This window comes from Vibrio sp. SCSIO 43086 (genome assembly GCF_051132235.1).
Lineage (GTDB): Bacteria > Pseudomonadota > Gammaproteobacteria > Enterobacterales > Vibrionaceae > Vibrio > Vibrio diabolicus.
In genome coordinates, this window is the sequence record NZ_CP072678.1 from 329,232 (window position 1) to 350,287 (window position 21,056).

At 43.5% G+C, this 21,056-nt stretch carries 23 protein-coding genes; 10 read left to right on the forward strand and 13 right to left on the reverse strand.

Annotation, left to right across the window (positions count from 1 at the left end):
* Positions 1-80: 80 nt before the first annotated feature.
* Positions 81-704, reverse strand: a complete 624-nt coding sequence (locus tag J8Z23_RS17715) for a helix-turn-helix domain-containing protein (RefSeq protein WP_005395176.1) — start codon at positions 702-704, stop codon at positions 81-83.
* A gap of 377 nt (positions 705-1,081) precedes the next feature.
* Here J8Z23_RS17715 and J8Z23_RS17720 point away from each other — a divergent pair, with 377 nt between their 5' ends.
* From J8Z23_RS17720 to gcvP, 3 genes are all read left to right on the forward strand, one after another.
* Positions 1,082-2,377 carry a serine hydroxymethyltransferase gene (locus J8Z23_RS17720; protein ID WP_434635629.1) on the forward strand — a complete coding sequence of 432 codons (1,296 nt, stop codon included), beginning with the start codon at positions 1,082-1,084 and terminating at the stop codon, positions 2,375-2,377.
* A gap of 53 nt (positions 2,378-2,430) precedes the next feature.
* Entirely contained in the window at positions 2,431-2,811 is a 381-nt protein-coding gene (gcvH, locus tag J8Z23_RS17725; RefSeq protein ID WP_046876056.1) for a glycine cleavage system protein GcvH, read from the forward strand.
* A 128-nt stretch (positions 2,812-2,939) separates the two neighbouring features.
* On the forward strand, positions 2,940-5,804 hold the full coding sequence (gene gcvP / locus J8Z23_RS17730) for an aminomethyl-transferring glycine dehydrogenase (RefSeq protein ID WP_046876055.1): 2,865 nt from the start codon (positions 2,940-2,942) through the stop codon (positions 5,802-5,804).
* Positions 5,805-6,048: 244 nt separating this feature from the next.
* On the opposite strand, the gene J8Z23_RS17735 is transcribed toward gcvP, so the two are convergent.
* On the reverse strand, positions 6,049-6,450 hold the full coding sequence (locus tag J8Z23_RS17735) for a VOC family protein (RefSeq protein ID WP_139061003.1): 402 nt from the start codon (positions 6,448-6,450) through the stop codon (positions 6,049-6,051).
* 241 nt (positions 6,451-6,691) lie between these two features.
* Between J8Z23_RS17735 and J8Z23_RS17740 the strand changes: the two genes are divergently transcribed.
* Together J8Z23_RS17740 and J8Z23_RS17745 are read left to right on the forward strand one after the other, a co-directional pair.
* Positions 6,692-7,153 (forward strand): carboxymuconolactone decarboxylase family protein, encoded by a 462-nt coding sequence (locus tag J8Z23_RS17740; RefSeq protein ID WP_301659008.1) that lies wholly within the window; start codon positions 6,692-6,694, stop codon positions 7,151-7,153.
* Positions 7,154-7,258: 105 nt separating this feature from the next.
* Positions 7,259-7,999: a helix-turn-helix domain-containing protein gene (locus tag J8Z23_RS17745; RefSeq protein ID WP_203586289.1), complete on the forward strand. Its 741-nt coding sequence runs from the start codon at positions 7,259-7,261 to the stop codon at positions 7,997-7,999.
* Positions 8,000-8,118: 119 nt separating this feature from the next.
* On the opposite strand, the gene J8Z23_RS17750 is transcribed toward J8Z23_RS17745, so the two are convergent.
* Together J8Z23_RS17750 and J8Z23_RS17755 are read right to left on the reverse strand one after the other, a co-directional pair.
* Positions 8,119-8,613 carry a YcxB family protein gene (locus J8Z23_RS17750; RefSeq protein WP_164665591.1) on the reverse strand — a complete coding sequence of 165 codons (495 nt, stop codon included), beginning with the start codon at positions 8,611-8,613 and terminating at the stop codon, positions 8,119-8,121.
* Between the two features lie 241 nt (positions 8,614-8,854).
* Positions 8,855-9,115, reverse strand: coding sequence for a DUF5062 family protein (locus J8Z23_RS17755; RefSeq protein WP_005376453.1), 261 nt, complete (start codon positions 9,113-9,115; stop codon positions 8,855-8,857).
* 195 nt (positions 9,116-9,310) lie between these two features.
* Here J8Z23_RS17755 and J8Z23_RS17760 point away from each other — a divergent pair, with 195 nt between their 5' ends.
* The 4 genes from J8Z23_RS17760 to J8Z23_RS17775 all read left to right on the forward strand — a co-directional run bounded on the left by J8Z23_RS17760 (position 9,311) and on the right by J8Z23_RS17775 (position 13,485).
* Complete coding sequence (locus J8Z23_RS17760; RefSeq protein ID WP_256955342.1) at positions 9,311-9,925, forward strand: 3'-5' exonuclease; 615 nt, start codon at positions 9,311-9,313, stop codon at positions 9,923-9,925.
* A gap of 251 nt (positions 9,926-10,176) precedes the next feature.
* Positions 10,177-10,704 carry a carboxypeptidase-like regulatory domain-containing protein gene (locus J8Z23_RS17765; RefSeq protein ID WP_268978857.1) on the forward strand — a complete coding sequence of 176 codons (528 nt, stop codon included), beginning with the start codon at positions 10,177-10,179 and terminating at the stop codon, positions 10,702-10,704.
* Positions 10,705-10,821: 117 nt separating this feature from the next.
* Complete coding sequence (locus J8Z23_RS17770; RefSeq protein ID WP_434635636.1) at positions 10,822-12,582, forward strand: ABC transporter ATP-binding protein/permease; 1,761 nt, start codon at positions 10,822-10,824, stop codon at positions 12,580-12,582.
* A gap of 510 nt (positions 12,583-13,092) precedes the next feature.
* Positions 13,093-13,485, forward strand: a complete 393-nt coding sequence (locus tag J8Z23_RS17775) for a hypothetical protein (RefSeq protein ID WP_047008310.1) — start codon at positions 13,093-13,095, stop codon at positions 13,483-13,485.
* A gap of 41 nt (positions 13,486-13,526) precedes the next feature.
* Here J8Z23_RS17775 and J8Z23_RS17780 read toward each other — a convergent pair whose 3' ends face one another.
* The 4 genes from J8Z23_RS17780 to J8Z23_RS17795 all read right to left on the reverse strand — a co-directional run bounded on the left by J8Z23_RS17780 (position 13,527) and on the right by J8Z23_RS17795 (position 17,182).
* Positions 13,527-14,531: a metal-dependent hydrolase gene (locus tag J8Z23_RS17780; RefSeq protein ID WP_301659010.1), complete on the reverse strand. Its 1,005-nt coding sequence runs from the start codon at positions 14,529-14,531 to the stop codon at positions 13,527-13,529.
* Between the two features lie 333 nt (positions 14,532-14,864).
* Positions 14,865-15,323, reverse strand: a complete 459-nt coding sequence (locus J8Z23_RS17785; protein ID WP_005486552.1) for a hypothetical protein — start codon at positions 15,321-15,323, stop codon at positions 14,865-14,867.
* 94 nt (positions 15,324-15,417) lie between these two features.
* Positions 15,418-16,446, reverse strand: a complete 1,029-nt coding sequence (locus J8Z23_RS17790; RefSeq protein ID WP_006742284.1) for a phospholipase A — start codon at positions 16,444-16,446, stop codon at positions 15,418-15,420.
* 232 nt (positions 16,447-16,678) lie between these two features.
* Positions 16,679-17,182: a DUF2938 domain-containing protein gene (locus tag J8Z23_RS17795; protein ID WP_301659011.1), complete on the reverse strand. Its 504-nt coding sequence runs from the start codon at positions 17,180-17,182 to the stop codon at positions 16,679-16,681.
* A gap of 73 nt (positions 17,183-17,255) precedes the next feature.
* On the opposite strand from J8Z23_RS17795, the gene J8Z23_RS17800 reads away from it, so the two are divergent.
* Positions 17,256-17,663, forward strand: coding sequence for a helix-turn-helix domain-containing protein (locus J8Z23_RS17800; RefSeq protein WP_301659012.1), 408 nt, complete (start codon positions 17,256-17,258; stop codon positions 17,661-17,663).
* Positions 17,664-17,727: 64 nt separating this feature from the next.
* Here the strand turns inward: J8Z23_RS17800 and def are convergent, their stop codons facing one another.
* The 5 genes from def to J8Z23_RS17825 form a co-directional block, all read right to left on the reverse strand.
* Positions 17,728-18,234 carry a peptide deformylase gene (gene def / locus J8Z23_RS17805; protein WP_005395192.1) on the reverse strand — a complete coding sequence of 169 codons (507 nt, stop codon included), beginning with the start codon at positions 18,232-18,234 and terminating at the stop codon, positions 17,728-17,730.
* A 220-nt stretch (positions 18,235-18,454) separates the two neighbouring features.
* Entirely contained in the window at positions 18,455-18,913 is a 459-nt protein-coding gene (locus tag J8Z23_RS17810) for an ABZJ_00895 family protein (RefSeq protein WP_029817912.1), read from the reverse strand.
* Positions 18,914-18,945: 32 nt separating this feature from the next.
* On the reverse strand, positions 18,946-19,275 hold the full coding sequence (locus tag J8Z23_RS17815) for a YceK/YidQ family lipoprotein (RefSeq protein ID WP_005478428.1): 330 nt from the start codon (positions 19,273-19,275) through the stop codon (positions 18,946-18,948).
* Positions 19,276-19,714: 439 nt separating this feature from the next.
* Positions 19,715-20,254, reverse strand: coding sequence for a tetratricopeptide repeat protein (locus tag J8Z23_RS17820; RefSeq protein WP_434635639.1), 540 nt, complete (start codon positions 20,252-20,254; stop codon positions 19,715-19,717).
* A gap of 1 nt (position 20,255) precedes the next feature.
* Positions 20,256-20,765: a hypothetical protein gene (locus tag J8Z23_RS17825; protein WP_258658040.1), complete on the reverse strand. Its 510-nt coding sequence runs from the start codon at positions 20,763-20,765 to the stop codon at positions 20,256-20,258.
* Positions 20,766-21,056 lie beyond the last annotated feature (291 nt).

Here is a 21,056-nt window from a genome sequence, read left to right on the forward strand (position 1 = left end):
CAAAAAAGCGCCTTTTCATCATAACGACCACCGAGAGCAATCGTTTGCTTTCACTATAGGAAATTTACAACTATTTATCACTATTTGGCTGTCACCCACAAAATGTGCGCATCTTCCTCGCTAACACTGGTCAACATATGTCCCATGTTCGCATCGTAATAGACGCTGTCGCCCTCGCTTAGAACAACAGGTTCATAGAACTCAGAATAGAACATGACCTCACCAGATAAGATAAGCAGAAATTCTTCACCATCATGACGAACCCAGTCTTTGTATTCATCAAAACTGCGAGCACGAATTTGGCTCTTAAACGGCATCATTTTCTTATTGGAAAGTTGAGTAGCAAGCAGCTCATGTTCATAAGTTTGCGTTGGGTGTGGTTTACCTTCATTCTTCTTGGTAACATCTCTACGCCCTGTTGCAACTTTTTTTCTAGGCGGTTCAAAGAGTTGCGGCATATCAATTTGTAAACCAAGCGCCAATTTTTGCATTGCTTGAAATGTCGGAGAGATCTGCTCATTTTCTATTTTACTTAGTGTAGAACGAGCAAGCCCTGTTCGCTGACTGGCTTCTTCTAGTGTAATACCAAGTTTTGAGCGGATATCCTTGATACGCTGACCCAGCTTTAACGGCTCGATATTTTGATCATTTTGCTCTTTCGCTAACGTCATCGATGGGTATTCATCGTAAATACTTTCTGCCATAAATCCCTCTATAGATATCCTTATTTTTGTCCTACTCGCATTGTGCATGAAGCACATAGTGGATAAAAGTCCACCAAGTGAATTAAACCGTGCTCTTGTTAACAATTTTTGAAATCTTGTTTCCTATAGGAAATTTTTGGTTGATTGTTCCCGCCGCAGGCGCTATGTTACCAACTTGTTAGATGTAGAGATGCATATTTCCGTAAGAGATTGGTAAAGGAAACACGCAATCCGACGGAGTTTTTGCCCACATTTAGGGCCGGATGTTCACTCTGTTCTGCTATGCAGTTCAGCTGTTTTGAGGACAAATGAACCACAACCGCAAATCATAATTCATCTATTGCGGGTTCATTTTAAGATTTGGAAGGTCAACTACCATGAATAAGAGTTACCCTAACCACAGCTTGGAAAACTTTTTCTCTACCAACCTCTCTGCGACAGATGATGCTGTCTTTGCTGGAATTCAGGCGGAATCCGCTCGCCAAAACGAACAAATCGAACTTATCGCTTCTGAGAACATTGTTTCTAAAGCGGTAATGCAAGCTCAAGGCACATGCCTAACTAACAAATACGCTGAAGGTTATCCAGGTCGTCGTTACTACGGTGGTTGTGAGCACGTAGATACAGTGGAAGCCATTGCTATCGAACGCGCGAAAAAACTTTTTAGTTGCGAATACGCAAACGTTCAACCTCACTCAGGCGCTCAAGCAAATGGTGCGGTGAAGCTGGCTCTTCTTCAACCAGGTGACACCATTCTTGGCATGTCTTTGGACGCTGGTGGCCACCTAACACACGGTGCACGCCCAGCACTTTCTGGTAAATGGTTTAACGCAGTTCAATACGGCGTTGATCGCGAAACACTGGAAATCAACTACGACGACGTTCGTGCACTTGCAATAGAACACAAACCAAAGATGATCATCGCGGGTGGCAGTGCTATTCCACGCGTTATCGATTTTGCTAAGTTCCGTGAAATCGCTGACGAAGTTGGCGCAATTCTTATGGTCGATATGGCGCACATTGCTGGCCTTATCGCAACAGGTGCACACCCTAGCCCATTGCCACATGCGCATGTTGTGACAACCACAACACACAAAACATTGCGTGGCCCTCGCGGCGGTATGATCCTGACTAACCACGAAGACATCATTAAGAAAATCAACTCCGCCGTATTCCCTGGCCTACAAGGCGGCCCACTAATGCACGTTATCGCAGCAAAAGCGGTTGCATTTGGAGAGGCGCTTGGCCCTGAATTTAAAACTTATATTGATTCGGTGATCAATAACGCAAAAGTCCTAGCGGAAGTATTGCAAACTCGCGGTTGCGACATCGTAACTGGTGGCACAGACACGCACCTAATGCTGGTTGACCTTCGCCCTAAAGGCTTGAAAGGCAACAAAGCAGAAGAAGCTCTAGAACGTGCTGGGATCACATGTAACAAAAATGGCATCCCATTCGATACAGAGAAGCCTATGATTACATCGGGCATCCGTTTAGGAACGCCTGCGGGTACAAGCCGCGGCTTTGGCGCTGAAGAATTCAAACTCATCGGTAATTGGATAGGTGACGTGCTGGATGGTTTGGTGAACAACCCAGAAGGTGACGCAGACGTTGAAAAACGCGTTCGCAAAGAAGTAAAAGAACTTTGCAGTCGCTTCCCTCTTTACCAATAAACGATTTTTTAAAAATCACAATAATTCCTGACAAGTTATTTGGAGATTAAGCAATGGACAAAACACTGAAGTTTACAGATAGCCACGAGTGGGTACGTGACAACGGTGACGGCACAGTAACACTTGGTATTTCTGAGCATGCGCAAGAAATGTTGGGTGACGTAGTATTCGTTGACCTACCAGACGTAGAAGATGAAGTAGAAGCAGGTGAAAGCTTCTCTTTGGTTGAGTCTGTAAAAGCAGCGTCAGATATCTACTCTCCTGTTACCGGTGAAATCGTAGAAATCAACGAAGAACTAGAAGACAGCCCAGAGCTAATCAACGAAGAACCGTACGAAGGTGGTTGGATTGTGAAAGTGAAGCTTTCAAACCCATCTGAGTTGGATGACTTAAAAGACGCGGAAGAATACCTAAACTCTATCGAAGAAGAGTAATTAGGATGTGACGAAAGCTGTTCCCTAGCCTGTTTAGAGAGCAGCTTTTTTTCTAGGTTCGGACGTATAATTAAATGTGTCACTAACGACCATTTCCGTTACCCGAGCCAAGGAGTAGGTAAAGGACAATGACTGAATTACTTCAAAGCCTCAGCACACAAAATGAGTTCGTTGGACGCCACAACGGACCAAGCAAATCAGACCAACAAAAAATGTTGGATGCCATCAACGCGGTAAGCCTTGACGCCCTCATCGAAGAAACCGTGCCTGCACAAATTCGCCTAGAACAACCAATGACGTTGGCAGAAGCGAAAAGCGAAGCAGACATGCTAGTGACGATGAAGCAGTTTGCTAAACAAAACCAAATTAAACGTACATTCATTGGCCAGGGCTACTACAACACGTTTACTCCAAACGTCATTCTACGTAACGTGCTAGAAAACCCTGGCTGGTATACCGCTTACACACCTTACCAACCTGAAATTTCTCAAGGTCGCTTGGAAGCCCTTTTAAACTTCCAACAAATGATCATCGACCTAACTGGTATGGAAATCGCGAACGCCTCATTGCTAGACGAAGCAACAGCGGCAGCAGAAGCAATGACTCTGTGTAAGCGCGCAGGTAAGAGCAAGAGTAACGTATTCTTTGTGGCTGACGATGTTCACCCACAAACGCTAGAAGTAGTAAAAACTCGTGCAAAATTCATCGGCTTTGAAGTTCTGGTTGGTTCGCTAGAATCCCTACCAGAGCAAGACGTGTTCGGCGCTTTAGTTCAATACCCAAGCACAACAGGTGAAGTTCGTGACCTAACGGACATCATCGCAAAAGCGCAAGCAAACAAAACGCTTGTCACTGTTGCGACTGACCTGCTTGCTTCTACCCTATTGAAGCCTGCTGGTGAAATGGGCGCAGACGTAGCAATCGGTTCTGCACAACGTTTTGGCGTTCCTATGGGTTACGGCGGTCCACACGCAGCATTCATGGCAACGCGTGACAAACACAAGCGTACCATGCCAGGTCGTGTTATCGGTGTTTCTATCGATACCAACGGTAACCAAGCACTGCGCATGGCAATGCAAACTCGTGAGCAGCATATCCGCCGCGAAAAAGCGACATCGAACATCTGTACCGCTCAAGCATTGCTAGCGAACATGGCGTCTTTCTACGCGGTTTACCACGGCGCAGAAGGTCTACGCACTATTGCTCGCCGTACACACCATATGACTGCGATTATCGCCGCTGGCCTAACCAAAGGCGGCTTTGAACTTGCTCATAACAGCTTCTTCGATACCATCACGATCAACACAGGTTCAAAAACAGAAGAGCTTTACGCAAAAGCACTTTCAGCAGACATTAACCTACGTCTACTACCTGGCAAGCTAGGTATTAGCTGTGACGAAACAACCACGGTCGCTGATGTAGAAGCACTATTTGCAGTCTTTGGTGTAAAAGAAGACGTAGCAGCACTATCGACGGAAATCGCAGGCAACGAGTTTGCGGCAATTCCAGAAGCGCTACGCCGCACAACAGAATACCTGACTCACCCTGTATTCAATACGCACCATAGCGAAACGCAAATGATGCGTTACCTGAAACAGCTAGAGAACAAAGACTTCTCGCTAACGCACGGCATGATCCCACTAGGCAGCTGTACGATGAAGCTGAACGCAGCAGCAGAGATGATCCCAATCACTTGGCCAGAGTTTGGTTCTATCCACCCATTCGCGCCAGCAGAACAAGCGGCGGGCTATGCAGCACTAGCGAAAGATCTAAAAGAGAAGCTTTGTGAGATCACAGGCTACGACGCATTCTCACTTCAGCCAAACTCTGGTGCATCTGGTGAGTATGCAGGTCTTATCGCTATTCAACGTTACCACGAAAGCCGTGGCGAAGGTCACCGCAACGTATGTTTGATCCCAAGCTCTGCGCACGGTACTAACCCTGCGACAGCATCTATGGTGTCAATGAAAGTTGTCGTGGTTAAGTGTGATGAAGAAGGCAACATCGACATCGACGACCTAGCAGCGAAAATCGAGAAGCACAAAGACAACCTATCAAGCATTATGATCACTTACCCTTCTACGCACGGCGTTTACGAAGAGAAAGTGAAAGAAGTGTGTGAAATGGTTCATGCCGCTGGCGGTCAGGTTTACCTAGACGGAGCTAATATGAACGCGCAGGTTGGTCTAACATCACCAGGCTTTATTGGTTCAGACGTTTCTCACCTAAACCTACACAAAACCTTCTGCATCCCGCACGGTGGTGGCGGTCCGGGTATGGGTCCTATCGGTGTGAAATCTCACCTAGCGCCTTTCCTACCAGGCCATATTGAAGACGGCGTAGAAGGCGAAGATTTTGCAGTATCAGCAGCAGATATGGGTAGCGCTTCTATCCTACCGATCTCTTGGGCTTACATCGCAATGATGGGCGAAGCAGGCCTAACAGATGCAACAAAAGTAGCAATTCTGAACGCAAACTACGTGATGGAAACACTTCGCCAACACTACCCTGTTCTTTACCGTGGCAAAAATGGTCGTGTAGCGCACGAATGTATTATCGACATTCGTCCACTGAAAGAAGAAACAGGCATCAGCGAAGAAGACATTGCGAAGCGTCTAATGGACTACGGTTTCCACGCACCAACTATGTCGTTCCCTGTAGCGGGTACGCTAATGGTTGAGCCAACGGAATCGGAGGATCTAGAAGAGCTAGACCGCTTCTGTGATGCGATGATCGCTATCCGCGAAGAAATGGAAAAAGTGAAAAACGGTGAATGGCCACTAGAGAACAACCCTCTCGTTAATGCGCCACACACGCAAGTTGACCTTTCTGCTGAAGAGTGGGACCGTCCTTACTCTCGCGAGCTTGGCTGCTTCCCTTCTAAAGCGACCAAATCTTGGAAGTACTGGCCAACAGTAAACCGCGTAGATAACGTATACGGCGACCGTAACCTAATCTGCTCGTGCCCAAGCATCGATAACTACGAAGATTAATTTTTGGTAGCATCTAAATAGACAAAGGCGAACCGTTTGGTTCGCCTTTTTTGTTTATGGTGTGCCGTCCTGAAATGTGTTGATCTATCGTGGAGGAATGATGACTACTTATTGCTTGCGCAAAAGTGATTTAGAGATACAGTGACTTCTAAGAACCTCTGAATTAGCACTAATATCTCAGAGCCTTAAAGGCTGGTTGGATACTCCTCATGAACACTATGTTATGCAGGTGCTATGTAGTTTCTCAGTTCAGTTGCAGTAAGTCCCATTTATTACCATAGAGATCTTGGAACACCACCACTGTTCCGTATTCTTCGACACGAGGCTCTTCATTAAATACAACACCATTTTTCTTCATCAACTCATAGTCACGCCAGAAATCATTAGTTTGCAGGAACAAGAAAACACGACCACCTGTTTGATTTCCTACTGCGTGCGTTTGCTCCGGTGTACTCGCTTGAGCCAAAAGAAGGTTTGTACCATTGGAGTTTGGAGGAGAAACTTGAACCCAGCGTTTACCACCACCTAGGCTGGTATCTTCAACCAGGGTGAATTGAAGTTTTTGAGTATAAAATTCGATAGCATCGTCGTAATTTTCAACGACTAGAGCAATGTTTCCGATTTGCTGCTGAACAGTTTTGGACATGATGATTTCCGCTGTGTCAAAACGCTAATTGTACGCTATTTTGAGGCTTTTCTAGAAAGCACGTAACGCCTTGCAAAAGTGTAAGGCACACAATACAAATGTTTACGCATAGCATCAAATAGACATCCTTTTTCGCTTTCTTCGTTCACTCCTTTATCTAACTTTATTGAGTGCATGTCGAAAATCTTCAATCTTTTGCTAAGAGCGTTTTTTATTATGTGAAAAACAGAGGAGAATGACCATGAAAAAACGACTCAACTATATTGAAGTAGCGCCAAAGGCAATAGAAATCCTGTACGCTCAGGAAGCTTACTTCCATGAACAATTTAGCCAATCAGAAACCATGAACATGATCATATGGGAACTGGTTAAGTTACGCATATCGCAAATCAATCAATGTGCATTTTGTATCGACATGCATAGTAAAGATGCGCTTAAGTTAGGTGAAAAGCCGGAACGCATATGGGGGCTTAGTGCATGGAGAGATATGCCATTCTACAGCGATGCAGAACACATTGCACTAGGCTGGGCTGAATTACTAACTGCTGGCCTACCAGTAGATGATGATACCTATCAGCTGACCTTGAATACCTTCGGAGAAGAAGCTATGGTCAACCTAACAATTGCGATCAACGCGATCAATAGTTGGAACCGAATAGTTAAGGCATTTAAGCCAAAGGTTGGAGACTATAAGCCTAGATAATTCTATCTGACAGTTTTTACTTATAAGTCACTGCTTATACCTCAACTTAATATGATGAAAAGTACATGTGTATCACTATCTCATTTTAAGTTGAGGTTAAATAGGATGATTCATTTGAACTTAGAATTTGATATTTTAAAACCTCAAAAGGCTTTAGCTGGCTATGTTCAAGCCATTTGGTCAGCATCCGTCAAACCTGATACGACGCAAACCGTACGTAAACAATTACTCAGTGATGCTGGTACAGGTGTGGTATTCATTTTACAGAATGAAGTACAAATGGATGGTGAGTGGCAAACGCCAGGGGTTGTCCTACTACCTGTGAGCATTCTGGCACATCAAGTCTGCCTACCGCCAGGCGCGGTGATGACTGGCGTACGCTTTCATCCTGCAGTTGGTTATCAACTATTTGGTAAACGCCTAGAACAGCTATTGCGGATTCAAGATGACCACCCTTTGGCTTCTTCTGCGCTAGCAACATTTGAGTCTCTGCAAACAGCGCGTTCGCCGTCTGCAAGGATTTCTACTTTGTATCGCTGGGTTCAAGCACTGATTGAGGAATATGAACCACAGTACGTCCGCCACATCATTGACCAGCCTACAGGGACGCTCAGTCAGCGCCAGAGAGAGCGCAATTTTCAGAAATGGTTGGGGATTACTCCTAAACATTACCAACGTATTAAACGAGTGAAGCACACTTTAGAACTACTCCGAGCGCAACCCGATCTTACTTTATCGGAGTTGGCGCTGGAGCAAGGTTTTTCTGATCAAGCACACATGACTAGAGAATGTAAGCAGATTGCGCGCATGACACCGAAGCAGTTTCTCCGAAAGAGAAATCTCTAAACCTTTTTAGCTTTGTACATCAAACCCAGTTGATTCAGAATCAACCAAGCACTTGTTATGATGTTCGATCATATATCACCTACTTTTTAGATCGCTCATTCCAGCTTGATGTGAATTTGTTAGCTCGCTTTTGATGCCGCGTGCTGTTCTACCATAAACGCGATCACTTCTTCGTTTAAGCAGGATTTGCTGATGTATTGGCGCTGTTTACCAAGGTGAAGGATAAAGCCCAAATCAGTTTGTTCGAGTTGGTCGATATCATTCCAAGCGAGGCTGCGGTCAACTTTACCACTTTTGTAGCGCACGCCATCTGCATTCACTTCAAAAGCCACTTTACTGCCACGGCTTGAACTGATGGTTTGACGCCACAGCCACCAAGTTCTTTTGAAGTAAACGCTGCACGCTTCAATCACACTCAATACGATAAAGAACCAACCGACATAACCGTTAGGTAGCAGTTCAAACTCCAATAAAACCACACCAAAGATAAGAAACAGTATCCCTTTTAAGTACGCTTGTGGGAACTTCGTTCGCTGGCTAGTTTGATCATAACACTCAGCAAAGAAAGATTTGTCGAGTATGTATTCTGTAGTGAATTCGAAATCTTTAGACATGTATGGTTACTTCAAGGCTTCTGTAAATGAGTAATCTTGGTTGCACTCTCGCAACGCCTGCATTGTAGCGCTTCTCGGGATTTATCTTTAGTCCTTTTGATTCTGTTTTGTAAATCAATGATACCGCCACGCAAAAAAGACCTCGGTGCACTCGCCAAGATCAAACAAGGCGAACCATTTGGCTCGCCTTGTTAATTAATGGCCTGTGTTAAGTAATGACCTATGTGACTTCTTGAGTTTTCTACTTTAGAGGGTCGTTGTCTGGCAATGCACTGTGTATCCATACTGCCAGTCGGTGTTTGATGCTTGCGCCGTCTAGCTTACTTTCCGGTAGTGGTGTTATCTGTTTTGCATCGACCAAGAATAGGTAAATCGCTTTTACTCTCAGAGGTTGTGGTGACTGTGGAAGGTCAAAACCTTGTAGTTTCGCCATCTTCCCACCAATCTCTAGTGCCTTCTTGACCAGTTTGTCTTCATTGTGAAGCTTGGAGCTTTTTGACATTGATAAATCCTCTTCTTCGCTTCGGCTAAGAATACATTAAGTATCGCCAATAACGTGTTATAAAACTCTCATATTGATTACGTAGCGTCGATTTTTTGGAATCTACATCGACAAAGATATACCAATTGGTTCGCCTTTCTTTTTCTGTCACTTTCGATAATACTCTTGCGCAATATTACTCAGCTGGAAAATTTTATGCCTCAAGCAAACTCTGTGGTCGTACTCGACTTTGAAACCACAGGTCTCTCTCCTACTTTAGGTGATCGCGCAATAGAAATTGGTGCGGTAAAGTTAGTCGATGGCGAGGTTGTTGATAGTTTTCAGCAACTCATGAATCCCGGTTTCAGAGTGAGCTCTTTCATTGAGAACTATACCGGCATTACCAACAATATGTTACGTTCGGCACCAAGCTGCGAAGAGGTAATGGCGTCATTTAGTGAGTTCATTGCTGGCGAGAACCTTATCGCTCACAACGCGTCTTTCGATAAACGATTTTTAGATGCAGAGCTTGAACGAATCAACTGTGGTTATTCGGGTGAGTTTGCTTGCTCCTTGCTGGTAGCAAGACGGCTCATTCAAGATGCCCCATCACACAAGCTAGGTGAACTTGTTCGCTATAAAAATATCGACAACGACGGTGTTTTTCACCGCGCACTAGCCGATGCACAAATGACGGCCAAGCTTTGGCTCTTAATGGTCGAAGGGATAGAAAACTTAGGCGTCGCAAAACCAAGTTTTCAGTTGATGCAAACGGTTAGTAAAACAGCCAAAGGAAAAGTCGACCTGCTACTCGCCAAAAGCCGTGCTTAACACCCTCCCAACTAAAATCTGATTCTAGTCTCTTAGACGTTTAAGTGATTTTCGATATACATGCGATATTAGTTATATCAGTGAATATCGCAGTGCTTCTTATTCAAAACAAAGGTTGGCTAGATCACTCTATCCTCCAAAACTCCTAAAAAATCGTGAATTATGTCTCACCGATTTAGATACTCGCTATAGTCACTCAAGACAATACGCAACAATTCGAGGTGTATTCACTGACTACTGATTTATAAGCTATGATCAACAATGTTTTTCTGTTCTTAGAACAATTTGCAGCTTTACTCATACTCGTACTGATTTCTGCTTTTGCTGTTGGCTTTTTATTTTTTGGTAAGGAAGCTCAAGAATTTACACCAAGTATAAAAGGACGTATTACGAAGAACGATACTCCCATAAAAAATGCAAATGTAGTACTTAATATTCGGTCAGCAAATCGTTCTTTCGAACGTAGCTTCACCACTAATACAAATGGGGAATTCAAGTTTGATCCTGTTTTCAGAAAAAGGAACAAAGTTCTAAGTATTTTCGATGGTCTATTTCAAACAATATGCAGCGTAGAAGTGACTACAACCGTTGCTAATCAAAAGGTTGTTATTTGGAAAGGAATTTTCAGGCATCACGTCATCGGTGTGAAGGAAAGAGTAAATATGTCTAATTTAAACTGCGAAGCCACCAATCCCATCAGAAAGTTTGAATTTCAATCCCATGGGGATTCCGTAAGTAGTCAATGTGACTTAAGTGATTACTTAAAAGTAAACAGATAGAGTATTGCTTACTCTATCAAACTCCTCAACGTCCTAATCCGAAAGCGGCAGTTCGCTGGTCTCCCCTACAAAACTGGCTTACTATGCCAGTTACCGAAAACGCTTTGTGAGTCACTCATGAGCAGAAAAAATAACAAAAATCTCAGCATTCTTCTTAAACTCAACACCTTTATTGCACCTTATAAATGGCGGGTTGCGGCGGCTTTGGTTGCCCTTGTCGCGACGGCAAGTTTGACGTTATCCGTTGGCTATGGAGTACGTATTCTTATCGACCAAGGCTTTGCTCAGCAATCATTGCAAGAGCTTACCAATGCGATTCAGTTTATTGTCGGTGTCACATTGTGTATTGCCATTGGGACCTTCTTTCGCTTTTACCTTGTCTCTTCCGTAGGTGAGCGCGTCAGTGCGGATATTCGCCTTTCAGTGTTTAACCATGTGATTACGCTGCATCCGAGCTATTTTGAGACCAACAGTAGCGGCGATATTATGTCGCGCCTGACTACCGATACCACGTTGCTGCAAAGCATTATTGGTTCATCGTTCTCGATGGCGATGCGTAGCGCTTTGATGTGCTTTGGGGCCATCATAATGTTGTTTGCCACCAACGTTAAGCTCACGCTGATTGTGCTTGCTTCTGTGCCTTTGGTTTTGGTTCCGATTTTGTTTTATGGACGACGCGTGCGTGCGCTCTCTCGCCAAAGTCAAGACTCAATGGCCGATGTCGGCAGCTACGCAGGTGAAGCGATAGAACATATTAAAACCGTGCAAAGTTTTAGCTCAGAGCCGTACGAACGAGCGGCTTTCGCTGTCGAGGTGGAAAAAGCGTATGAAGTGGGCAGACAGAGAGTAAAACAACGCGCAATCCTGATATCAGGCGTTATTGTGATTGTGTTCAGCGCAATTGCAGGCATGCTTTGGGTTGGCGGCAGAGATGTGATTCACGGAAAGATGTCTGCGGGAGACCTAGCAGCGTTTGTGTTTTACGCCATTATGGTTGCCTCATCGACTGCAACCATTTCCGAAGTCATGGGTGAACTGCAAAGAGCCGCAGGTGCTACCGAGCGACTGATTGAGATTCTTCAAGTAGACAGCGATATTAAAGCGCCAAGCAACTATTTGCCTGTCCGTCCGGACATACCTGCTGAGGTTAACTTTAATTCGGTGAGTTTCAACTACCCTTCTCGCCCAAATCAACCAGCTATCAAAGAATTAAATCTAACCGCAGAACAAGGCAAAGTATTGGCGTTGGTTGGCCCTTCTGGTGCAGGTAAAACAACACTATTCGAATTGCTGCAACGCTTTTATGACCCACAACAGGGGCAAGTGTTGTTTGGTGGCGAAGATATTCGACAGTTCGACCCAAAAGAGCTTCGACGCCAAATGGCACTCGTACCACAACAGCCAGCGCTGTTTAGCCATGATGTGTTCCACAATATTCGCTACGGCAATCCAGAAGCCACGGATGAACAAGTCATCGAAGCCGCCAAAAAAGCTCATGTCCATGAGTTTATTGAGAAGCTTCCCGAAGGCTATCACAGCTTTTTAGGCGAGCGCGGCGTTAGACTATCAGGTGGTCAAAAGCAGCGCATTGCGATTGCCCGCGCGATTCTAAAAGATCCAAAAATCTTACTACTAGACGAAGCTACCAGCGCCCTTGATAGTGAAAGTGAACATCACGTTCAGCAAGCACTTGAAGCACTGATGAAAGGACGCACAACACTTATCATTGCTCATCGCCTTTCGACTATCCAACATGCGGATAAAATAGCGGTGCTGGACAATGGTGAGTTAGTCGATGTTGGTAACCACCAATCATTAATGCAAAGCTGTGAGTTGTATCAGCGACTCGTGGCGTTACAATTTAAGCACTTAGAGTAACGCCTAGCTAAGCCCTCAAGAATAAGCAAAAACGGACCAAGTGATTTAATGCCAATAGCTTAACGATGTTTTTGTGTCATTCCAGCGAGCCTTGGCGAGACTAGGAATCTAATAGCAACGTGCTGAGGAGTGGTTAAAGAGACAATTTTGACCATAAAGAGCTAGGATAGAAGATCCTATATCACGCACCTTCGTCGCTGTACAAGATGACGAAATACAAAAAGATGCCACTCGCAGTTAAACGAGCGGCATTAAAAACCAAGTGGTTCTCCTTTTAATACAGGAACTCAGGTAAGAATCCAGTAACCAGCGTACGTACTCTCCCTTCAACTAGAAACACTCATCCCCAAGTACCATATAAAATCCAATCAACTTCATTTGTAACAAGTTAGGTTTCAAAAATAGGAAATTACCACTGTAAAAATTCACCGCGTTTTGTCTTGCTGCCTATGGTTACAATGTTCGTGAAATCAATGCCTTTAAACCAAGTTACAAGTAAGTGGCACCGAGATGAACAGTGAAGCGAAACAACTTTTTTATCATTTATGTCAGCAATACGATGCGCTTTCTCAAGAACTAGAGTCTCGCGCGTTTCCTGAGTTTTCCGAGACCATCACTCATCCGCTTGGACACTGCTTTGTCCGTTGCCCTGTTGGCAGTCAGCGCTTTTCCATTGTTGCAGTCAACTTTGCGCCCTCCGTTCGCGGGCAAGGTGTGCTTACTGCATTTATCGACTACATTAAAAGCCATCCATATCATTACCAAGGCGTTGAGGTCGCTATCATTGAAAACAAAAGCTTAGCAAAACGACTGTTGTCTCTTGGCTGGAAGTACAAGTCTCTGTTTGGCAAAGTTTTCTTCGCCAGCAAGCCTACCCTAGTGAAGGACTTTCAGTCAGCGTGATGGTTATTACGACACCGCATCGGTACCCAAAGTAAAAACCATCACTCAAAATCCGTAAGCATATTGAGAAAAGTTTGGCGGTCTTCCGCTGTACTACCTCGATGAGCAGTGTATTCGACGTGTTCATCCGCGCTGGCTTTTGGGGATAGATTGATGCCCCACAGCGCGTTAATTTGGTTTGGGACGATGGAGTAACGCACGTCAACAATTCGCATTTCGTTATTCGGGTCTTGCGCTACAAAACCATTTGAAAACCAACGGAAACGTTCGATGTCTTTCGCTTGCTGCGATTGCGGATCGAGCCATGGAAATTGAGTCTTCACATTGAGCTTTGGTGTGGATTCGCCTGGGTAGATTTTTATTGAACGCCCCACTCTTACCGCATCCACATAGTAGTTATCTTCCGTTTCATAAATCACTTTCCAGACCAAAAGATTCCCGAAGGTTGGTTTTGCTTTTAGCTGCAAAGCGCTGTGCTGTCGCTCTTGGACGATTTTCCACCCGGCCGCTTCTGCTCTATCTCGTTGAATAACCCCAAGAGTCAGATAAGCCAGAGACCATAGAAATGCGACACGCGCGTAATTTCGATTTCGCTTCAGTGCGGCAAACAAAAGCAGGATCAAAATAGGAAATGTGAAAGCGGGGTCGATAACCGAGATTGTGTTCCAAGCATAGCGTGTGTTGCTTATCGGCCAAAAAAGCTGAGTCCCATAGCTGGTGCAAGCATCTAACAGCGCATGGGTGCTATAACCAAGGGCACAATAAAACCAACTCTGTCGGAAGTTTAGCCCTCGTCTTTTTGCAAACAACGGATACAACACTAAAGCACAGAGAAAGCTGCCAAAAGGGATAAACAACAATGAATGGGTAAAGTGTCGGTGATATTCCAAAAACAGCAATGGGTCAGTTGATGAACGGATAAGTACGTCCAAATCCGGCGCCATCCCTGAAACCACGCCTAACACGCCAGCAGCCACAATGTGCCGCTTGTTACTCGCAGACTGTGGCAAAGCAGCGCCCAGTAAACCTTGCGTTAACGGGTCCATTATTTACGCCCGCAACGAAAATATAGCCGAGATAGAAAGCATATGCGCTTCAAAATAGGCCCAAATTTAAAAACCAGAACGTTCTCCGACATAAATTATCCGTATTTAAGTGGATTGAAAGACACACCTTAATGATGCATTAAAGTGTTCGAAAACAAATACTTTGGTTTTAGTGTAAGAAGGAATCGCCCTATTTGCTAGTGAGAAGCGAACCTAAAGCGAGGATAGTGGTGTACGTCAAAAGTCCAAAACTGCGGATTTTACAGATGCAAAAATAAAACAAGGCGAACCGGATGGCTCGCCTTGTTTACTGAACAATTAACGACAAAAACCTTAGTCTTGAGGGTTTTCTTTCGCGTTGATTTCAGCGTAAGTGTGCAGAAGCTCTGTCAGAGTTTTCACCCAAGCAAAAACATCCGAAGGTGTATTTTCAAGTAGTTTTTCCACTAGTGCACAGTGTGTTTCTAGCGTGATTGCCTCTTCCAAATGGAATGAAATCGCATAGAAATGCCAAAGCACCAATCGCGTCATTCGCTCGCTATTTTGCTTTGCATTGTCTGAGTCATCAAACGCTTGTTGAATTTCACTCAGTGCGATTGCTGTCATGCGTAGCATGGCATCAAGACGTGCAGACAACATACGGTCTTCGCTATCCACTTCTTCTTGATCAAAAGTAAACAGCTCATTCATCACGTCTTCCGGCACCATTTTACTGATCATGCGAGCACTAAACTCTTCCAGTTCATGACGAGGCATGGTTACAAGACAATCGAAGGTGTAATCACGAAGCATAAAATCACTCTAGGTTGGAAATCAATTTCAGCCACGCATTCTAAATACTGAAATCTCAATTGCCAGCGTTTATTTCTATTGGGCTATCGAAAAACTACAGAACACCGTTGATCGCGATACCAACACCAATACGCTGCTGATTATGATCATAGTCAATCAAGCTCTTACCATACCCCGTCGAGTACTGTGCGTATCCCTGAAGTTTGCCCCAGATCGGAAATGACACCCCTAATTCGGCAAAGCCTTTATGCGTTTGGAAGTTCTGGCGGCCTAAGAAGGTAAACTCATAACCATTCCATTTGTACGCACTCGATAGCTCAAAGTGCCCCATGTAATCTTCGATATCCGGGTTATCATCACCTTTAGGATCATTCGGAGATGTTTTTTCATCCTCAGGTATACGCCACCACGGTTGAAGAGAAACCGCAAAATTGTCTTTCGCAAAGGTTAAGTTGGCGTAAACACGATTCCAACTGCGCGATAACTCTTGTCTCTGCCCATTCGACTCATGTTCAATACCAAAACCTAACCAAGTCGAACCATCAAGTGGCTTCCAGTCTGTCGGGGTATAATAAAAAAGCTCAGGACGATAATTGGTTTCACGAAATGGACGCGATGCTGCTCCTGTGTACACCTGCCAAAATGACTTTAGCGTCATACCAAAGAACAAACCATCCCCATCAAACAACAAATCGTCGTAGTTCATTGGCACTTTAAAACTAATTTGGAACTCCGCTTCTTCCTTACGCAACTCATCTCCGTACTTAGTGTCCGCATAAGCACGCTTATTTACGCGATCACTGTAAGTGAACGGCAAGATGTAGTTAACACGATGCGCCACCAAACTAAATGGTTCAAAGGCGTTTTCTCGTTCTGATTCCAAACGCTTGTCGACCAAGCTTTCCTGAAGCTCCTCAGGTTCTTCAATTTCTGGATCAGCGGGCACTGTACTTGTTACTGCATCGAGCTCACACTGCGCGCGAATGCTCTTTATGGTTTCCTCACCTTTGCTTTGCTTGATTTTGTCTAGCAAACATAAATCATAAGCACTGGCTGTTTCTCCCATCGCAACTGGCGCTGCCAATAAGCTCAGTATTGATATCCCTGCCACTTTTGAAGCCATCTGAAACCCTTAATATTCTTGATGTCAAACCAGATAATTTTAATTTTTCTTGGTAAACCGCTTGCCATTCTGGCGTTAAGGCAATGTTAAATATTCGCCGACTTTACGTCTTGAATAAATACGATAGACCTCAAACATATCGGCTCACTATGAGCAAAGCGCCAAAAACGACCAAGAGTTGAGCATCATAAATAAAAACAAAAACAACTCGTTTGCATGATGCTCATATTCCCTATGCAAAATACTGGCTCGCCACTTTGATTGCAAACCCGGCTATGAATAAACCCAAACCATAAACTAAATACGCCAATGTGCTAAGAAAACGGGCTTTCCAAGGTGTTGGGGTTTTACTGGCAGCAAAACCAAATCCTAGACAAGGTTGAATGACAAAAAATGGGAAGACCAACGTTACCACACCAGTGACTAAGCCGGGCACTAGACTAGGCTCTACCAACCAATGATGCCCAAAAGCAGCAATGTGAGCCAAAGCGAAAACAACACCAATGGCATAGTGCAAAAACCAACCGAGTGCTTTTTCTCCCGACATCGGGTCTGTTGCCATAATTGGCGCATGCATAAGCCTTCCTTTGGGCATGTACAAAACCCAGCGCGCAACCAATGCATAGTTTAATGAGGGAATACCAAACACTCTCCTTTGTATCCAAGCCCATAAATCCATTATCAAAGTCGCACCAATCCCTATTAGCGCCGCTTGTAATCCTGTTAAAAACAGCATTTTTCGCTCCTCAAGTTTTTGATTTGTTAAGGTCTTAGTTGCATGCTACAACTTGAAGTCAATGAGGAATAATATGGATATTGCAGAAGTGGTTAAAAAATCAGGATTGCCGACCTCAACGCTCAGATACTACGAACAATTGGGGTTAATTCGCTCGATAGGAAGGAATGGATTGAGACGTCAATATTCGCCAGAGGTACTCAATAAACTCAACTTAATTAGTTTAGGGCGTATCGCTGGAATATCACTTAACGAAATGGCAGAAATGTTGAATCACTCAGAAGGTTCAAAACCATACATTGATCGTGACTTACTGGCGAAAAAGGCGCTTGAAATTGATGAGCAAATAAAACGTTTGAAAGCGGTTCGAGACAGCCTAAACCATGTTGCTTCCTGCCCTTATCAGTCACATATGGACTGCTCTTCATTTCAGAGGCTTATGAAGGTCGTAAAGCGTTATGTCCCCAAAAAACCGAGATAAACCACTCTACTTATCCTTGATTTAAAAGGAAGCAACTCGCGGTTGTGAGTTACTTCCTCTCATATTACTTAGCTTGCGCCTTTACGTACTTCTTCACTTTTTTCATCGCCATTTTTTGCTTTAACGGTGAAAGGTAATCAATGAACAAGTTACCAGATAGGTGATCAATTTCATGCTGCATCACAATCGCCAAGAACTCATCGCTCTCGATTGTAATCGGGTTGCCATCGCGGTCCAATGCAGACACAACAACTGATGTGTAACGCTCTACATCGGCGTAGTATTCGGGAACAGATAGGCACCCTTCTTGACCAAGCGCTTTGTTTTCTCCGCTCACCACTTCTGGGTTGACTAAGATTAAAGGATCATTGCGTTCGTCAGAGATATCGATGACAACAACCGCCTCTTTTCTACCCACTTGGGTTGAAGCTAAACCGATGCCATTGCCCGTTGCGTAAAGTGTTTCTAGCATATCGTCGATCAACGTTTGTATTGTCGATACGTCAGTGACTTTTTCTGCTTTTACTTTAAGCCTTGGGTCTGGAATGGAGAGAATTTCGAGGACTGCCATACTTACCTTTCGTTATCTGTAAATCGTAATTTCCGGCGAATTATACACACGTTTCAGCAGACATAAACATGTTGAGTTTTCGTGGAAAGACCGTTTCGTCTAAAACATTCGATTTTGCTAGAGACCAAAGAGGCACCTAGGAAGAGAAAACAATAACGCCAGCACGATATGGCTGGCGTCTTTTTTACGTATCTATCTTTAAGCGTTCGTTATATGTGAGTTACGCACTCTTTTGCGCTTTTAGCAAAACCTTAATCGCCATTTTTTCACCACTCTTGAAAATAAAGTACCCGAGACAAACGGTTATTAACGTTAATACAACGATAATAATACTGAACCAGCCTAGTTCCGCTATCAATTCAAATATAGAAATGCCCAAAAACATTAAGATGAGAGAAAACACCACTAAGCTCGATAAATTCCAAAGCAGCACTGAATACCATCTCGTTGTCGAAGGCATTATATTCCCTGTTTTATAGCCAAAATAATATCCTACACTCATCGCTGGTATTAACGTCCCAAGAAAGCCGACACCGTTCATTTCCATGCCAGAAATGTACTCAATAATAAATAGCAGTATGGCCAAACAAACCGATGCCAAACACAAAAGCGACGTAACAAAGAGCACCGAGGGAGCGTTGTTTTCTGTTGAGTAATTATTTTTCGATTCCACTTTCATTTCCTTCCATTTATTTGAATAAAATAAGTGTTTTAGATCATGCTTCCGCTTGGACAACCTAGAGAAACAACACCGCCATAACTCGTTGTTGGTGTAGCTACCATGATTAAATCAACAGGAAGAAACACAACGTCCGTTGCTAACGACAAAGGAATGTCAATCAATGAAAGTGGGTATAACGCGATGGAAGTAATATCAGCTCTTAAATAGCAAGGTTGTCGTGCGACTGATAACGCTGTGCCTGAAAACGGCTTTCCGTATCCGCCACCAGCATGCGCATCTATAGACGAACACCCCACCATTAAAGATGCTGACACCACAAGAAATACAACTTGTAGCTTTTTAAATATATTTATTTTCATTTAACCTAGATTCCAACTAACTATTATTTTTAAAACTAAACCCTCTCTCAAATTGTATATTCAATGAATTTACTCATATGGGCCTAGTGCAACCATGTTAATACGTTCTATGTATTAGAAACAATTCATTTATTTCCAATAGCACCCGTGAGTTCATGCGACGTGACTAGAATCGCACTTAATCTTTTATGCAAGCACCAAGTTAAGCTCAACCTATTCGCTTTCCCGTTGGAGTCGCGTATCTTTCATCTGATGTAAAAAAGCCGCCAGAGCTATTTGGCTCTGGCGGCTTTTGTTTTTATCGAAAACTCGATTACTGCTGTAGCTTAGCTTTGGCTTCTACTACTTTGGCGACGTCTAGCACTCTCTGCGTTTGAGACTCGATTAAAACCCTATAAAACATTAAAAGTACCGTTATACTTCAATGAAGCCTGAAATATTAATTGAGTTGTTCTATATAGCGATTCAGCTCTACCGCATATGTTTTTTGATCAATCGCAGTATCACCTATTTCTTCATCTAGAAATCCAAGTAACATTTGTGCGCCGTCTTCGCCGTTATTTAACGCTTGAGTCAGGTAATAGGCCGAAAGCACCTTGTTTTCAGGTAAACTACAGCCATCATCATACAAACATGATCCTAAATAAAATTGTGCACTCGCCAACCCATCATCAGCAGCCTCTGAGATTAAAGAAAAGCCCCTCTTAACATCCATGACTTTTGACTCTTTTAGAAGGATGATCCCTAAAAGCTCTTTACTATGTACATCATTTACTTCGATAGCTTTGATCAATAAAGACTTTGCTCCTTGCACATCACCTTGTTCATAAAATTTATTTGCTTCGCTATACAACTTCTCTGTAGCTTCTCGGTTCTTAACTAGGAGGCTTTCTGTCGTTTTAGTTGCCTCAAACTTTGACGTAGTATCGTTACATGCCGTAACAAAGAGGGCTACAAATAAAACGTTAACAATTCTCATGTTATTCCCATGTACATTTGATAAACAAGACCGCTGTCGAGTATGAATCGTCATACTGACCGCTTACAATTTGAAACTTTGTATTGATCGGAGCTTTAGCACTAGCTTCACATATATTGGCAATTTGACCACGAACATAGGCACTCGAATCAAAGTTATATTTGTCTTCTTGAGAAATTATACTTGCTAATGAAACTCGAGATAGTTGAGGCGCTTTCCCATATTCCCTCTCGACTTTCAAATACTTCACATTCACAATCAAAATGCAGCCAGATGATTCTAGATTTGCATTGTGTACTCTATTAGCTAGCGCTCTAACGTTTTGTCGGATAATATCAAAGAGAAACATAGCTCTGCCTTTCTGTAAAACCATCCCTAAGGCAATAGCCCTTCCACTATTTGCTTTCATTGCAGTAGAAGCTAGAGTTGACGGCTGTATTGGAGCTAGAGACGAAAAATTACGTGAAGGAATAACAGCTTTGTTTTTCCAGTGCATTCGATCTGTTAACATATTTAGACTTGACGGCCATGTTGCGATCTATCTGTTCCTTAAGCTTTTGTAACCTTTTCTCACCAGTAATATCATTTGGAAGCTTACGTAATGGTCCCGCAAGAGAAGTATCTTTTATGGTACTAACGGGAATTTTCTCATTGTCTATTTTGCTTCTTAGTTCGACACAAGAGTTAAATAGTTTGTCCGCTGGATACATGTAATTAATGTAGTTTATTGATAACGGCGTATCTCTCTCATGTGTTAGTACAGAAATGTATATAATGATTCTCTCAAAACCACCATTATGAA

Excerpts from the sequence above, each read along its gene's own strand:
- J8Z23_RS17715 (WP_005395176.1), bottom strand. The coding sequence starts at position 704 with ATGGCAGAAAGTATTTACGATGAATACCCATCGATGACGTTAGCGAAA.
- J8Z23_RS17720 (WP_434635629.1), top strand. The coding sequence starts at position 1,082 with ATGAATAAGAGTTACCCTAACCACAGCTTGGAAAACTTTTTCTCTACC.
- gcvH (WP_046876056.1), top strand. The coding sequence starts at position 2,431 with ATGGACAAAACACTGAAGTTTACAGATAGCCACGAGTGGGTACGTGAC.
- gcvP (WP_046876055.1), top strand. The coding sequence starts at position 2,940 with ATGACTGAATTACTTCAAAGCCTCAGCACACAAAATGAGTTCGTTGGA.
- J8Z23_RS17735 (WP_139061003.1), bottom strand. The coding sequence starts at position 6,450 with ATGTCCAAAACTGTTCAGCAGCAAATCGGAAACATTGCTCTAGTCGTT.
- J8Z23_RS17740 (WP_301659008.1), top strand. The coding sequence starts at position 6,692 with ATGAAAAAACGACTCAACTATATTGAAGTAGCGCCAAAGGCAATAGAA.
- J8Z23_RS17745 (WP_203586289.1), top strand. The coding sequence starts at position 7,259 with ATGATTCATTTGAACTTAGAATTTGATATTTTAAAACCTCAAAAGGCT.
- J8Z23_RS17750 (WP_164665591.1), bottom strand. The coding sequence starts at position 8,613 with ATGTCTAAAGATTTCGAATTCACTACAGAATACATACTCGACAAATCT.
- J8Z23_RS17755 (WP_005376453.1), bottom strand. The coding sequence starts at position 9,115 with ATGTCAAAAAGCTCCAAGCTTCACAATGAAGACAAACTGGTCAAGAAG.
- J8Z23_RS17760 (WP_256955342.1), top strand. The coding sequence starts at position 9,311 with ATGCCTCAAGCAAACTCTGTGGTCGTACTCGACTTTGAAACCACAGGT.
- J8Z23_RS17765 (WP_268978857.1), top strand. The coding sequence starts at position 10,177 with ATGATCAACAATGTTTTTCTGTTCTTAGAACAATTTGCAGCTTTACTC.
- J8Z23_RS17770 (WP_434635636.1), top strand. The coding sequence starts at position 10,822 with ATGAGCAGAAAAAATAACAAAAATCTCAGCATTCTTCTTAAACTCAAC.
- J8Z23_RS17775 (WP_047008310.1), top strand. The coding sequence starts at position 13,093 with ATGAACAGTGAAGCGAAACAACTTTTTTATCATTTATGTCAGCAATAC.
- J8Z23_RS17780 (WP_301659010.1), bottom strand. The coding sequence starts at position 14,531 with ATGGACCCGTTAACGCAAGGTTTACTGGGCGCTGCTTTGCCACAGTCT.
- J8Z23_RS17785 (WP_005486552.1), bottom strand. The coding sequence starts at position 15,323 with ATGCTTCGTGATTACACCTTCGATTGTCTTGTAACCATGCCTCGTCAT.
- J8Z23_RS17790 (WP_006742284.1), bottom strand. The coding sequence starts at position 16,446 with ATGGCTTCAAAAGTGGCAGGGATATCAATACTGAGCTTATTGGCAGCG.
- J8Z23_RS17795 (WP_301659011.1), bottom strand. The coding sequence starts at position 17,182 with ATGCTGTTTTTAACAGGATTACAAGCGGCGCTAATAGGGATTGGTGCG.
- J8Z23_RS17800 (WP_301659012.1), top strand. The coding sequence starts at position 17,256 with ATGGATATTGCAGAAGTGGTTAAAAAATCAGGATTGCCGACCTCAACG.
- def (WP_005395192.1), bottom strand. The coding sequence starts at position 18,234 with ATGGCAGTCCTCGAAATTCTCTCCATTCCAGACCCAAGGCTTAAAGTA.
- J8Z23_RS17810 (WP_029817912.1), bottom strand. The coding sequence starts at position 18,913 with ATGAAAGTGGAATCGAAAAATAATTACTCAACAGAAAACAACGCTCCC.
- J8Z23_RS17815 (WP_005478428.1), bottom strand. The coding sequence starts at position 19,275 with ATGAAAATAAATATATTTAAAAAGCTACAAGTTGTATTTCTTGTGGTG.
- J8Z23_RS17820 (WP_434635639.1), bottom strand. The coding sequence starts at position 20,254 with ATGAGAATTGTTAACGTTTTATTTGTAGCCCTCTTTGTTACGGCATGT.
- J8Z23_RS17825 (WP_258658040.1), bottom strand. The coding sequence starts at position 20,765 with ATGTTAACAGATCGAATGCACTGGAAAAACAAAGCTGTTATTCCTTCA.